We start from the raw sequence: 12,777 nt of genomic DNA, 5'->3' as shown, positions 1-12,777 counted from the left end.
GGAGACCACGTACCATTAGAGGGAATCCATGCAACGAATGGCGGGCCGCACCTTGGAAGTGCTTCCGGCCACCAACCCATAGGGGAGAAATAATGCTGACCCAGCTTGCCGGCGTCGTCCTGGCCGAAGCAGCCGCACACGAAGAGCCGTGGCCGTTGATCGCCCCGCCGTTTGTGATTGGCGGGTGCATGCTGGCCGCCCTGCTGGTGCTGATGTTCATCTGTGTCTCCTTCATGAACCTGGGGAACCGTCACGCGCCCGTTGAGGCTGTCGACGACCCGCACAAGCAGCACACCAACAAGCACATGCACCACGACGGCCAGGGGTCCTGACGATCGCTGAGGTCTCACGCACGGCGCCTCCGCCAGGGGGTGCCGGCGGCCGTCTCCGGGTCGGGGTCATGGGCGGGACGTTCGATCCGATCCACCATGGGCACCTTGTGGCAGCCAGTGAGGTTGCGAGCGTCTTCAAGCTGGACGAGGTCATCTTCGTGCCGACCGGGGAGCCATGGCAGAAGGCTAAACGCAAGGTCAGCGCCGCCGAACACCGTTACCTGATGACGGTCATCGCGACGGCCTCGAACCCGCAGTTCACCGTCAGCCGGGTGGACATTGACCGGCCCGGGCCCACCTTTACCATCGACACACTGCGCGACCTGAAGCGGGCGCGTCCGGAAGCGGACTTGTTCTTCATCACGGGCGCCGACGCCATGGCGCAGATCATGTCATGGAAGGACAACGAGGAACTGTGGAGCCTGGCACACTTCGTCGGTGTGACGCGGCCAGGACACGTGCTCGACGACATGGGCCGCTCCGACGTAAGTTTGTTGGAAGTGCCCGCCATGGCAATCTCGTCAACGGACTGCCGCGTCAGGGTGCAGGAGCACAATCCCGTCTGGTACCTGGTGCCGGACGGTGTGGTGCAATACATTGCCAAATACGGGCTGTACGTCCAGCCGGACAGCGACCCGGGCGCACGGGTCCTGCCGGTGACTTCTAGTACTGAATGAGTAAGTGATGAGCAAGGAACAGGAGCCGGTTCGCAGTCGCAGGCAACTGCGGGCGGCGAACTCGGAGCAGAAGCAGGGCGCGGCGGAATACCCGCAGGTGCCATACGTGGCTGCCCCCTCCACCTCGGAGATGGACCGCCGCGGCGGACGCACGGAGCCCGCGGACGATTCTTCCGGAGGCGCCGACCACCCTGCGGGCGGCACGTCGGCGGTCGCGGCCACAAGCGACACTGGCGTTCCTGCAGCACGCGAACGCGAGTCCCAGACGCGCGCCCGGGACCGCGCGGCCCTGCGCGCCTACAAGGAGCTGGTCGACGCCGCGCCGGCGCAGCCCAGCCCGCTGCCCTCACGCCGTGCACTCCGCCAGGCACAACTGGACGCCGACCGTGCGCCCGTCACCAGCATCAACCCGGTGGTGCAGCCGGCCAAGGCTTCCAGCGCCAAAAACGTCCCGCCCGTGCCACAGGCCGCGCCGTCGTCAGCCGTCAAGCCGGGATCCGTCACGTCAGCACCCAGATCCACCGCGGCGGCGTCGCCGGGTTCAGCCCCGGCAACCCGCGCATCTTCCGGCCAGCTTTCCGGCATGCCGTCGGCCCAGGCCCCCCTGCCGGCTTCACCCGCGGCCACCCAGCCTGGCTCCCCGGCTGGGCAGCGCAACGCCGGGCCCGTCGCGCACCCCGGGGCGACCCCGGCCGCGGAGCGGCCGGCCACCAGTCACCGCCCCCGCATGGGACGGCGTGCGGCGGCCACCGCCCTGGACGCGCTGCCCGGCGCCGCTGCCGAGGGCGGCGGCCGCCCTTCCGCACCGGCAGCGGGTTCCGTTGCGCCTCCTCCCGCGCAGGGTCCGGTACCCGGTGCCCCCTACCCCTCGGTGTCGGCGGGCCCCGGCGTTTCCGGCAGCCAAACCCCGACCACCGAGGAGCTGCGGCTGCTCGCCGAGCAGCGTGCCCAGTCGGAGCGCGCCGCAGTCCTGGACCAGCGCGCGCAGGCCCGCGAACGGCTCGCGCAGGAAAGCGCCAAGAGCCGCCGAACGGCCTCGGACCCGACGTCGACCACCAATCTGGCCATGGTGACACCCATGGAGTTCGTAGAGGTGCCCGGGGTCGACCGCCCCGTCTTGCGTCCACCCTCCACCACCCACGTGCCCATCGTCACGCGGTCCACGCCCAAACTGGCCCCGGCGCGCAGGCCGGCCGGCGGGAAGCCCTCGTCCGGGAAGCCGGCCTCCGCGAAGCCTGCGTCCGGTCGGTCCGCATCCGGCAGGACCGGCCACGGGAGCCCGAGGTTCGAAAAGACCGGCCGGGGGAATCCCCCAACAGGACAATCCGCCGCTCCGCGTGACCCCAATGCCGAACGGTTTGACGCCGCACTCACCGCGCGTGCCGTGCACCGCCCCGGCCCGGGCAACCGCCCGCTCACGGGAGGGCGCAGCAGCACGCTCCAGCGTGCGGAGGCATTGGCCGCCGTTGTCCGTCCCGGAGCACCCGTGGAAACCGGGTCCGTGACGCGCACCCAGATGCCGCCCATGCCTGCCGACTACGCCCACGGCCTGGAGCCGCTGGACGCCGTCACGGCCGGCCTGGGGCGTACCAAGCGCAACCTGCTCATTCAATGGGGCAGCATCATTCTTGGCGGTGCGGCACTGGTTGTCGGAGCCGTCATGTTCATCACCGCCCTGGCACGCTAGGACTTACCAAAGGAACGTTAGTGACCGCAACAGAACACTCCATCGAGGTGGTCCGGGCAGCTGCACGGGCGGCATCGGACAAGCTCGCCCAAGACCTCATTGCACTGGACGTGAGCGACAGGCTGGCCATCACGGATATTTTCTTCATCGCCTCCGCCTCAACCGAACGCCAGGTCAACGCCATTGTGGACGGCATCGAGGACGAGCTGCACAAGTTCGACATGCGCCCCGTCCGCCGCGAAGGCCGCTCCGGCGGGCGCTGGGTGCTGTTGGACTACGCCGACATCGTGGTGCACGTCCAGCACGAGGAGGACAGGATCTTTTACGCCCTGGAACGCCTCTACGCCGACTGCCCCGTGGTTGACCTGCAGCTGCCCGAATCCGATCCTTCGGTCAAGCAGAGCGTGGACGCCGAGTAACTCCCATCCGACGGGAAGAAAGGGTGCCCGCCGTGCCGAAGCCTGCGGATGCGCCCCGGGAGGAAGCTGCGGTCCCGGCCGAGCAGTCCGTCCTGCAGCCCCCGGGCTTACGCCGCAGGGTGATTTTCTGGCGGCACGGGCGAACATCCTGGAATGCGGCCCGCCGATTCCAGGGCCAAAGCGACATCCCGCTCGATGAGGTGGGGGCCGCGCAGGCGGAGCGGGCAGCCGGACTGCTGGCCGGCAAGCTGGCCGCCTTCCCGGTGCCCGACGCGGTAAAGATCGTCTCCTCCGACCTGTCCCGGGCGGTCAATACCGCCCGCGCGCTCTCGGCGCTGACGGGCGGGGACGTCACGATGGACCCGCGGCTGCGGGAAACGTTTGGCGGCCGCTGGGAGGGACTCTCCTTCGACGAGATCGAGCGCGCCTACCCTGCCGAGATCAAGCTGTGGCAGCTGGACGAGCCCAATGTCCGGGCCGGTGGGGGAGAGACCCGGGCGGAAGTGGCGGGACGCATGGTGGACGCCATCCTGGATGGGGTGGCGGGCACGCCCGAGGGAAGCACCCTGGTGGTGGCCACGCATGGCGGGGCCACGCGCGTGGCGCTGGCCAAGCTGCTCGGCCTGCCCGAGGAGCTGTGGCGCACCCTGTCCGGACTGTCCAACTGCCACTGGTCCGTGGTGGAGCAGTCCCAGCCCTCGCTGGCAGGCGCCAGCCAATGGCATTGGCGGCTGACCGAACACAACGTGGGCACCCTGCCGCAGCCGTTTGAAGCGCCGGAAGACCTTGCCGAACCGGTGGAAGACTAGGCCCTTTTGGGCCAAAATCGGCATATAACCGGGGACCGGCAGTCCGATTTGGCAACCCGAAGATACGTGTTCTAGGATAGACAAGTTGCTTCGGCCAAGACCGGGAGGTCAGGGAAGGGCACGGGTTTGGGGCTGTGGCGCAGCTGGTAGCGCACCTGCATGGCATGCAGGGGGTCAGGGGTTCGAGTCCCCTCAGCTCCACCAAACACAGAGTGGTCACCACACTGGTTTGCAATTGAATACCACCGAGTTTTGGGGCTGTGGCGCAGCTGGTAGCGCACCTGCATGGCATGCAGGGGGTCAGGGGTTCGAGTCCCCTCAGCTCCACCAAAACAAGAAGTCCGAAGTGTTGCACCGGGGTCCGGCCCGGGCAGCAATCGGACTTCTTCGTGTTTAAACGCCATCGGCTCCCGGTCCGGTTCGATGCGAGAATGGTGCCGTGACCACGATGGATCAATACCCGGTTCCTGCCGGCGGAGACGCACGGAGATGCCCGTGCCTCAGCGGCGACACCCTCGCGGCGTGTTGCGGCCGGTTCCTCCACGCGCCCTCCGGAACCACGTTCCCGCCGACGGCGGAAGCCCTCATGCGCTCCCGCTACACGGCCTTTGCCACCCTGTCGGCGGACTATCTGCTGCGCACCTGGCACCCGGACACCCGCCCCGACACCCTGGAACTCGACCCGCAGCAGCACTGGTACCGCCTGGAGATCCTCAACACGGCGCGCGGCGGCCCGTGGGACAACGACGGCGTCGTGTCATTCAGGGCCTGCTACCGCCACAGGGGCGTCCGCGACAGCCTCGCCGAAACCAGCCGGTTCGTGCGGCTGGGCAAGCAATGGCTGTACGTGGACGCGCTGTAGACGTAGGCGCGTGGCGCCCCCGGGCCCGGGCGGCCCTACTCCTCGTCGGACGTGCTGCCGCCCTCAGTGGTCCGTCCGGGTTCAGCGGACTCCGCCAGCGCCTGGCGGGCGTGCAGGATGTCCCCGATGAACCAGTCATAGAGGAAGACGCCGATCACGCCGCCGACCAGCGGGCCGACGATCGGCACCCAGAAGTACCAGCTAAACGCTCCCGGGATGCCGCTCACCGTGCCCGGGAGGGCTACATCGCCCCAACCGGCCATCCAGGCGAACAGCCGCGGGCCAAAATCACGGGCCGGGTTGATGGCGTATCCGGCGTTGGCGCCGAAGGACATGCCAATGGCCGCCACGGCCAGCCCGATGATCAGCGGGCCCAGATTGGCCTTTACCGCCATGTTCCGCACGTCGATGATGGCCACAATCAGGATCACCAGCAAGGCGGTGCCCAGCACCTGGTCGATGAACGGGATGGTCAGGTTTCCGTTGAAGTACGGTGCCGGGAAGGTGGCGAAGATGGAGAAGGTGATGAAGCCCTTTCCGGTGTCCCTTGCCTGGTTTCCGAGCGCCTTGTTAAACGCGTCTATGGCGTTGTAATACACCAGGTACAGCAGCGCGGCCGCGGCGAACGCGCCCACCACCTGCGCCACGATGTACGGAATGACCTTGTTCCAGGCAAACTTTCGCCGGACCGCGAACGCCAGCGTGACGGCGGGGTTGATGTGGGCGCCGCTCACCCCGCCGGCAACGTAGACCCCCATGGCCACCGCGAGTGCCCAGCCCCAGGTGATCAGCAGCCAGTCGCCCGCTCCCTGGAAGAAGACGGTGGCCCCTGCCGTGCGGCCGCTGCCGGGCAGCGCCGCCACGGCCATGGCCACCACCCCGTCCCCAAAGAGAATGAGGACGAAGGTGCCCATAAACTCGGCCAGGCACTCGCCCCACAGACCCCCCACGCGCTTCAGGCCACTTCCATTGCGCAAGGTGTTCCGCAGTGGAGTAATTTCGCTCATGATAACCCCTTAAGTCGTCTTTGACGGCGACATCGCTGTTGACTCGAGTGAATGTCTTGATTCTAGGACGGATGTGATACGAAACACATGTCGACTATGTCACACCGCCACGGCGCCCGGCGCGCCGCTAAGCTTGGTGGATGCCCCGCCGCCGGGGAAACATTGAAGGGGCACCATGAACGGCACGCAGCACCCGGGCCCGTCCGGCCCGGCCACCGACACCTTTGACTTCGCCGCCCTGCGGCGCCTGCCGGACATTGAGGCTGCGAACCTCTTCGCCCACGACGCCACGGACGAGCTGATCCTGGCCGCAGCGGCCGAACGGCTGGCCGGCCTGGCCGCCGGCCCGGGCGGTGCTTCACTGACAGTGGTGGGTGACCACTACGGCGCACTGGCACTGGGCGCCGCAGCCATGCACGGACTCACGGGCGTCCGCGTCCACCAGGATGCGCTCTCGGGCGAGCTGGCCCTGGCAAACAACGCCCAAAGGCTCGGTCTCGCAGGCCGGTGCACCTCCATGCCGCTCTCGGACACTCTTTTTGCCGGTGCTTCCCTGGTCTTATGGCAGCTGCCGCGGAGCTTGGACGAGCTCGATGAGACGGCGGCGCTGATCCGTGCCCACGCCACACCGGGGGTCACCATCATTGCAGGGGGACGGCTCAAGCACATGACACTGGCCATGAATGATGTTCTGGCCCGCCACTTCCACGAAGTGTCGCCGGGCCGGGCCTGGCGGAAGTCCCGCCCGCTTGAGGTGCGCGGGCCGCGGGAGGGGGCGCCGGCGTCGGCCTTTCCACACAGCGAGTTCAACGAGACCCTCGGCTTGTGGCTGTGCGCCCATGGGGCCACCTTCGGCGGCACCAAGCTCGACCACGGCACGCGCTTCCTCCTGGACTTTGAGCCCCGGATGCGCACGGCCGGGAGCGCCATCGACCTTGGCTGCGGCAACGGGAGCATCGCCGCCGTCCTGGCGAAGGCACGGCCCGCGCTGCAGGTCTGGGCCACCGACCAGTCCGCCGCCGCCGTGGCATCCGCCGGCGCGACGGCGGAGGCGAACGGGCTGGGGACGCGGATCACCGCGGTGCGCGACGACGCCCTGGCCAGCTTCCCCCCGGCGTCCGCCGAACTGGTGGTGCTGAACCCACCGTTCCATGTGGGGGCAGCCGTCCACGCCGGCATCGCCCTCAAGCTCTTTGACGCGGCCGCGCGCGTTCTGGCACCCGGCGGCGAGCTGTGGACCGTCTATAACAGGCACTTGGACTACCGGGCGCAGCTGAACAAACGCGTGGGGGACACGGACGTCATGGGGAGGAACAGCAAGTTCACCGTGACGCGGTCCGTCGCGGCGGGGCGCCGTGAGTGACTCTGCGCCGGAAGTGAGACCGCGCACTTTCCGTGGCCTGCCGGACTGCCACAGCCTAAAGGGGTAGTGTTTCAGCGGAGGCCGGGGACGCCTCGCCGCCAATGGTCGTGTTGCAAGGAGCTGACGTGGATGTTCCAGGGGCAGGGGTGCCACAGCGGCGCCGCGGCACGAACCTGCCGAAAATGGGCGATTTCAACCAGGCCGTCATCCTGGACTCCATCCGCCGCTCCGTGGAGGGGCTGAGCCGGGTGGAACTGGCGGGCTCGGCCGGACTGGCAGCCCAGACCGTATCCAACATCTGCCGCCGCCTTCTGGACGCCGGCCTGATCATGGAAGCGGGCAAGGAGGCCTCCGGCCCCGGCAAGCCGCGCACCATCCTGCGTCTGAACCCCAAAGGCATGTACGCCGTCGGCGTCCACATCGACCCGGCCGTGACCAGCATTTCCCTCGTGGACGCCATCGGCACGGTGCTTGAATCGCTGGAACGCCCCACCGACCTGGCCAGCACGCCCGAGGACTCGGTGGCCGCCTTGGGCCGGGAAATCCGCGCCGTCATTGACCGCTCCGGGGTGGACCGGCTCCGCGTCGCCGGGGTGGGCGTAGCCACGCCGGGCCCGATTGACGCCGCCACCGGAACGGTGGTGGACCCGCCGCACATGCCCGGCTGGCGCAGGGTGCCGGTACGCAGCATCCTCCAGGAGGCCACGGGCCTGCCCGTCGTCATGGACAAGGACGTCACCGCGGCGGTGGTGGCGGAACTGTGGACCGGCGCCACCGGCAACGCCACGAGCCTGGTCTACATCTACATCGGCACGGGCATTGGAGCGGGGCTGATCCTCGGCGACGAGGTGGTGCGCGGCTCCTCGGGCAATGCGGGCGAAATCGGCCATATCATCACCGACCCCGACGGCCCGGTGTGCGACTGCGGGCGGCGCGGCTGCGTCAAGGCCAACTGCATGCCCGAAACGCTCGTGGCCGAGGCCCGCGACCTGGGAGTGCTGCCGCCGACGGACCCCGCGAACCCGACGGGCCTGCAGCAGGACCTGGCGGCGCTGGCGGCCGCTGCGGAAAATGGCAACGCGGCGGCATCGGGCATCCTCGCCCGCTCCGCCCGGCGCATGGCCGCCGTCGTCTCGGCGCTGACCAGCCTGCTGGACGTGGAAAGGGTGGTCTTTGGCGGCCCGTTCTGGCCCCCGCTGTCCGCCACCTACCTCGCACAAGTCCCGGGAATCGTGCGGCAGCTGAGCGTGACCGGCAACGTCCACGCCCTGGACATGGCCGGCACACGGCTGTCCGGCGAGGAAGCCGTGGGCGCTGCCTGCCTCGTCATGGAAAAGACGTTCAGCCCCAACGCCGGCCAGCTGCTGCTGGACGCGAAGGGCTGAAGCCGCCGCGTCAGTCCACGGACTCGACAATTGTGCCGAACGGCAGTCCTTCGTCGATGTGCGCCTGCACCACATGGGGATCCAGCACCACCCTGACACCGTTGATTTGACCGGCGGTGGACTGTTGCAGAATTGGCCTGACTGTGGCGATGAAGGACTCGTCCTTGCCCTCAAGGTAGCTCGCGTATGACTCCGGTAACTGTTTCATGCCCCCACAGTAGCCCGGGGGCCCGCGGGGGAGAAGAGCCAGGGGGAACATCTGCCCATGGCGCGTGGCCTGCCGTGGCGGTCGGGGCATCAAGCCGGCGGTGGGACCCTGCGTGGGAGCGCCCCCGGGGCGCGGTGGGCGCTTAATTCGATCCGGCGGTGCCTGACGGGAGCCCCACGGTTCAAATCGACGGAAACAATCCGTAAGAACGCGCAAAATTCGGTGTGGCGCTTGTCGCCGCGGGCGGTGTTGCGTAGTGTGGGTGGTGCGTTGGTTCTCCAACGTGTGTCAGCGACCCTTCAATTGTTCAAGGGTGTGGGTGCCCCCATGTGGGCCTGACATTTGCTTGGCGGAACTTCCCACCGGCCGCGGTCCGCGGCGACGGTGGCCTGTCTCCGCTGCCACCAAAACGACAACCCGTCCAGCCCCCGGTGTTCTAGATGCCGCACGGGGCAGGGCCGACCCCTCGCCAAGGATCAGCAAATGTCCCCACCCGTCAGCCATCAGTCGCCCCCGGGCACCAGTGCACCGATCGCGCTCTCCTACGAACTCTTCCCGCCCCGCAATGAAACGGCCTCGGCGTCCCTGTGGGACACCATCCGCGAACTGGAGGGCACCAACCCGGACTACGTCTCCGTCACCTACGGGGCGAACGGCAGCAACCGGGACACCGCCGTCGACCTTCTCAACAGGCTCATGACGGAAAGCACGCTGCGGCCCCTGGCCCACCTGACATGCGTGGGCAACTCGGCCGCCGAGCTGGCCGGGACCATCGCCGAGCTGCTGGACCACGGCGTGCGCGGGATATTGGCCCTCCGCGGGGACCTGCCCACGAAGCCCGCCGACGCGCCGGACGCCGGGTCGCTGCGGTACGCGCAGGACCTGATCGAACTGATCCGGCACGTTGAACAGCAGAGGTCCGCCCTGCTGTGCGCCGGCAGGGTGGCCATTGGCGTGGCGGCGTATCCGGCCAAGCACCCCGAATCGCCGTCCATCGAGCACGACCTGGAGGTGCTGTTGGCCAAACAGCGCTCGGGCGCCGATTTCGCCATCACCCAGGTGTTCTTCCACGCGGACCAGTACCGGGAACTGGTGACCCGGGCCCGCCGGGCCGGCGTCACCATCCCGCTCATTCCCGGCGTCATGCCGCTCACCAGCCTGCGGCGCGTCAGGAGGCTGGGCGAGCTGACCGGCGTCGAACCTGCCCCGGCGCTGCTGGATGCGCTCGGACGGACCACCGGGGCCGCCGAAGCGCGCCGGATCGGCGTGGCCGCCACAGTGGACCTGGCACTGGCTGCGCTGGACGCCGGGGCACCCGGCATCCATCTCTACACCTTCAACGAACACGCCGCCGCCCTGGACGTGCTGGACAGGCTCGCGCTGCCACGTCCGGCCCGCCCCGGGCCGCTCCGGCGCACCGCACTCCCCGAACTTGTGCAGGCCTAGGAACCATTTCCCGGCCCCGCATCACCGCCGACCGACCCCATACCCCGAAGGAAAACCCATGAACTCCACACCCGCATTCCCCGCTGCCTCCCTGCTCGGCTACCCCCGCATCGGCCGCCGCCGCGAACTGAAGAAGGCCGTCGAAGCCTACTGGGCCGGCACCATCGACGAAGCCGCGCTCGACACGGCCGCCCAGGAAATCCAGCTCACCACCGCCCGGCGGCTCTTCGACCTGGGGCTGACCGAGGCCGCCTCGATCCCCGGCACGTTCTCCTACTACGACCAGGTGCTCGACGCCACCACGCACATCGGCGCCGTCCCCGCCCGCTTCGGCGAGCTGCGCAGTGCCGCCGGCAGGCTGGACATCAACGCCTACTTCACGCTGGCCCGCGGCACCGCCGAGATCCAGCCGCTGGAAATGACGAAGTGGTTTGACACCAACTACCACTACCTGGTGCCGGAAATCGGGCCCGAGACGGACTTTTCGGTCACCTCCAACCGCATCGTCGAGCAGTTTGAACTCGCCAAGGCCAATGGCTTTGAGACCCGGCCCTACCTGGTGGGCCCGGTGACCTATCTGCTGCTCAGCAAGGCCTCCGACGACGCCCCCGCCGGCTTCTCCCCGCTGTCCCGCCTGGAGGACGTGCTGCCGGTGTACGCCGAACTGCTGTCGCGCCTGGCCGCCGCTGGGGCCGCCTGGATCCAGCTTGACGAGCCGGCCCTCGTTTCGGACCAGGACGTGCCGGTGGCCGAGGTCAAGGAGGCCGTGGCCCGCAGCTACGACGTGCTCACCTCCGCCACGGAGCGTCCGGCCATCCTGGTCTCCACCCCTTATGGCGCGCTGACGGAACTGCTGCCCACGCTGGCCGCCACCGCCATCGACGCCCTCCACATCGACGCCTTCAAGGGCGCCGTGCCCTCCGCGGGCGAGCTGGCCCTGCTGGCCGGCAAGACCGTGGTGGCGGGCGTGGTGGACGGACACAACATCTGGCGCAACGACCTCGCCGAATCCGCCGCCCGCCTGGATGCGCTGAAAGACGCCGGACTGACCGTGGCCGTGTCCACCTCCACCTCGACCCAACACGTCCCGCACGACGTCGAGGAAGAGGCCCAGCTTTCCGCCGAGCTGCGCAGCTGGCTGGCCTTCGCCGACCAGAAGGTGGGCGAGGTGGTGACGCTGGCCGCCCATGTGGGGGACCCGGCGTCGGCCGCCCCCGCCCTCGCAGAGGCCACGGCCGTCATCGCCTCCCGCGCCGCGGCGGCCGGCGTGAGGCGCCCCGAGGTGCGCGCGCGACTGGCGGCGCTGACCACGGCGGACTTCAGCCGCTCCTCCTTCTCCGTGCGGGAAGCGGCCCAGGAGCAGACATTGCACCTGCCGCCGCTGCCCACGACCACCATCGGCTCGTTCCCGCAGACCAGCGAAATCCGTGGCGCCCGCGCCCGGGCCAACAAGGGCGTCATCACGTCTGAGGACTACACGCAGCTGATGAAGGCTGAAATCAAGCGCGTCGTGGAGCTGCAGGAAGAGCTCGGCTTTGACGTCCTGGTCCACGGGGAACCCGAGCGAAATGACATGGTCCAGTATTTCGCCGAGAACCTTGAAGGCTTTGACGTCACGGTGCACGGCTGGGTGCAGTCGTACGGCAGCCGCTGCACGCGTCCGTCCATCCTGTGGGGTGACGTCACCCGCGAGCACCCCATCACGGTGGAGTGGGCCGCCTTTGCGCAGTCGCTGACGGAGAAGCCCATGAAGGGCATGCTGACGGGCCCGGTGACCATCCTGGCGTGGAGCTTTGTACGGGACGACCAGCCGCTGGGCGAGACCGCGAACCAGGTGGCCCTGGCGCTGCGTGGTGAGATTGCCGACCTGGAAGCCGCCGGCATCAAGGTCATCCAGGTGGACGAGCCCGCCCTGCGCGAGCTGCTGCCGCTGCGCCGCGCCGATCAGCCCGCCTACCTGGACTGGTCCGTGAACTCCTTCCGCCTTGCCACGGCCGGTGCCGCCGACGGCACGCAGATCCACACCCACCTGTGCTACTCGGAATTTGGGGCAGTCATCGACGCCATCGACGGGCTGGACGCCGACGTCACCTCCATCGAGGCGGCCCGCTCCCGCATGGAGGTTGTTGGCGACCTGGAAAGCCACGGATTCGGCCGCGGCGTGGGCCCGGGCGTGTACGACATCCACAGTCCCCGCGTCCCCGGCCGGGCCGAGGTCTCCGAGCTGCTGGGCAAGGCGGTCAGGCATGTTCCCGCCCGCCAGCTCTGGGTCAACCCGGACTGCGGCCTGAAGACGCGCGGCTACGCCGAGACCGAGGAGTCCCTGCGCAACCTCGTCGCGGCCACGAAGGACGTGCGCGCCCAGCTCGTGTAGCTTTCTGTCGAACCTGTTGGTTCGTGCTGGGCCTCAGTGGTCCCGGCGCCAGCCTCTGATGTACGACGGCGGCCCCTCCTGTGGGGGCCGCCGTCGGCCGTTTAACGGGCGGTGCCTCTTCCACAGGGGGGCCCTGCCGGCGGCTGCCGTGGACGGCAGCCCAACTTCGGTGCCGATGCATCGCCCTCCGGTGCCGTGCCTGTTGCCG

The 12,777-nt window shown here is 68.7% G+C and carries 12 protein-coding genes and 2 tRNA genes; 12 read left to right on the top strand and 2 right to left on the bottom strand.

Annotated elements, in window-relative coordinates; translation table 11 throughout:
• Positions 1 to 92 precede the first annotated feature (92 nt).
• The 8 genes from DMB86_RS12285 to DMB86_RS12250 all read left to right on the top strand — a co-directional run bounded on the left by DMB86_RS12285 (position 93) and on the right by DMB86_RS12250 (position 4,786).
• On the top strand, positions 93 to 332 hold the full coding sequence (locus DMB86_RS12285; protein WP_113718062.1) for a hypothetical protein: 240 nt from the start codon (positions 93 to 95) through the stop codon (positions 330 to 332).
• 68 nt (positions 333 to 400) lie between these two features.
• Complete coding sequence (nadD, locus tag DMB86_RS12280) at positions 401 to 1,009, top strand: nicotinate-nucleotide adenylyltransferase (RefSeq protein WP_113718061.1); 609 nt, start codon at positions 401 to 403, stop codon at positions 1,007 to 1,009.
• A gap of 7 nt (positions 1,010 to 1,016) precedes the next feature.
• Complete coding sequence (locus tag DMB86_RS12275) at positions 1,017 to 2,696, top strand: hypothetical protein (protein ID WP_113718060.1); 1,680 nt, start codon at positions 1,017 to 1,019, stop codon at positions 2,694 to 2,696.
• Positions 2,697 to 2,716: 20 nt separating this feature from the next.
• Positions 2,717 to 3,115 (top strand): ribosome silencing factor, encoded by a 399-nt coding sequence (gene rsfS, locus DMB86_RS12270; protein ID WP_113718059.1) that lies wholly within the window; start codon positions 2,717 to 2,719, stop codon positions 3,113 to 3,115.
• A 32-nt stretch (positions 3,116 to 3,147) separates the two neighbouring features.
• On the top strand, positions 3,148 to 3,924 hold the full coding sequence (locus tag DMB86_RS12265) for a histidine phosphatase family protein (RefSeq protein WP_227878344.1): 777 nt from the start codon (positions 3,148 to 3,150) through the stop codon (positions 3,922 to 3,924).
• 128 nt (positions 3,925 to 4,052) lie between these two features.
• Positions 4,053 to 4,128: transfer RNA gene (locus tag DMB86_RS12260), tRNA-Ala, on the top strand.
• Positions 4,129 to 4,178: 50 nt separating this feature from the next.
• Positions 4,179 to 4,254, top strand: a tRNA-Ala gene (locus DMB86_RS12255).
• Positions 4,255 to 4,372: 118 nt separating this feature from the next.
• Positions 4,373 to 4,786 carry a YchJ family protein gene (locus tag DMB86_RS12250; RefSeq protein WP_113719542.1) on the top strand — a complete coding sequence of 138 codons (414 nt, stop codon included), beginning with the start codon at positions 4,373 to 4,375 and terminating at the stop codon, positions 4,784 to 4,786.
• Positions 4,787 to 4,821: 35 nt separating this feature from the next.
• Here the strand turns inward: DMB86_RS12250 and DMB86_RS12245 are convergent, their stop codons facing one another.
• On the bottom strand, positions 4,822 to 5,793 hold the full coding sequence (locus tag DMB86_RS12245; protein ID WP_113718058.1) for an MIP/aquaporin family protein: 972 nt from the start codon (positions 5,791 to 5,793) through the stop codon (positions 4,822 to 4,824).
• Between the two features lie 175 nt (positions 5,794 to 5,968).
• Here DMB86_RS12245 and DMB86_RS12240 point away from each other — a divergent pair, with 175 nt between their 5' ends.
• Both DMB86_RS12240 and DMB86_RS12235 read left to right on the top strand, forming a co-directional pair.
• The gene (locus DMB86_RS12240; protein WP_113718057.1) at positions 5,969 to 7,156 is read left to right on the top strand and encodes a class I SAM-dependent methyltransferase; all 1,188 of its coding nucleotides are present in this window, start codon (positions 5,969 to 5,971) and stop codon (positions 7,154 to 7,156) included.
• Between the two features lie 182 nt (positions 7,157 to 7,338).
• Entirely contained in the window at positions 7,339 to 8,541 is a 1,203-nt protein-coding gene (locus tag DMB86_RS12235) for an ROK family transcriptional regulator (protein ID WP_113719541.1), read from the top strand.
• 10 nt (positions 8,542 to 8,551) lie between these two features.
• Here DMB86_RS12235 and DMB86_RS12230 read toward each other — a convergent pair whose 3' ends face one another.
• Positions 8,552 to 8,749 carry a hypothetical protein gene (locus DMB86_RS12230; protein WP_113718056.1) on the bottom strand — a complete coding sequence of 66 codons (198 nt, stop codon included), beginning with the start codon at positions 8,747 to 8,749 and terminating at the stop codon, positions 8,552 to 8,554.
• A 483-nt stretch (positions 8,750 to 9,232) separates the two neighbouring features.
• Between DMB86_RS12230 and DMB86_RS12225 the strand changes: the two genes are divergently transcribed.
• Positions 9,233 to 10,195 (top strand): methylenetetrahydrofolate reductase, encoded by a 963-nt coding sequence (locus DMB86_RS12225; RefSeq protein WP_113718055.1) that lies wholly within the window; start codon positions 9,233 to 9,235, stop codon positions 10,193 to 10,195.
• A 58-nt stretch (positions 10,196 to 10,253) separates the two neighbouring features.
• On the top strand, positions 10,254 to 12,569 hold the full coding sequence (gene metE, locus DMB86_RS12220) for a 5-methyltetrahydropteroyltriglutamate--homocysteine S-methyltransferase (protein WP_113718054.1): 2,316 nt from the start codon (positions 10,254 to 10,256) through the stop codon (positions 12,567 to 12,569).
• Positions 12,570 to 12,777 lie beyond the last annotated feature (208 nt).

The sequence above is a fragment of the Arthrobacter dokdonellae genome (assembly GCF_003268655.1).
Taxonomy (GTDB): Bacteria; Actinomycetota; Actinomycetes; order Actinomycetales; family Micrococcaceae; genus Specibacter; species Specibacter dokdonellae.
Note: the sequence above shows the minus strand (reverse complement) of the source record. Positions and strands in the feature narration are given on the sequence as shown.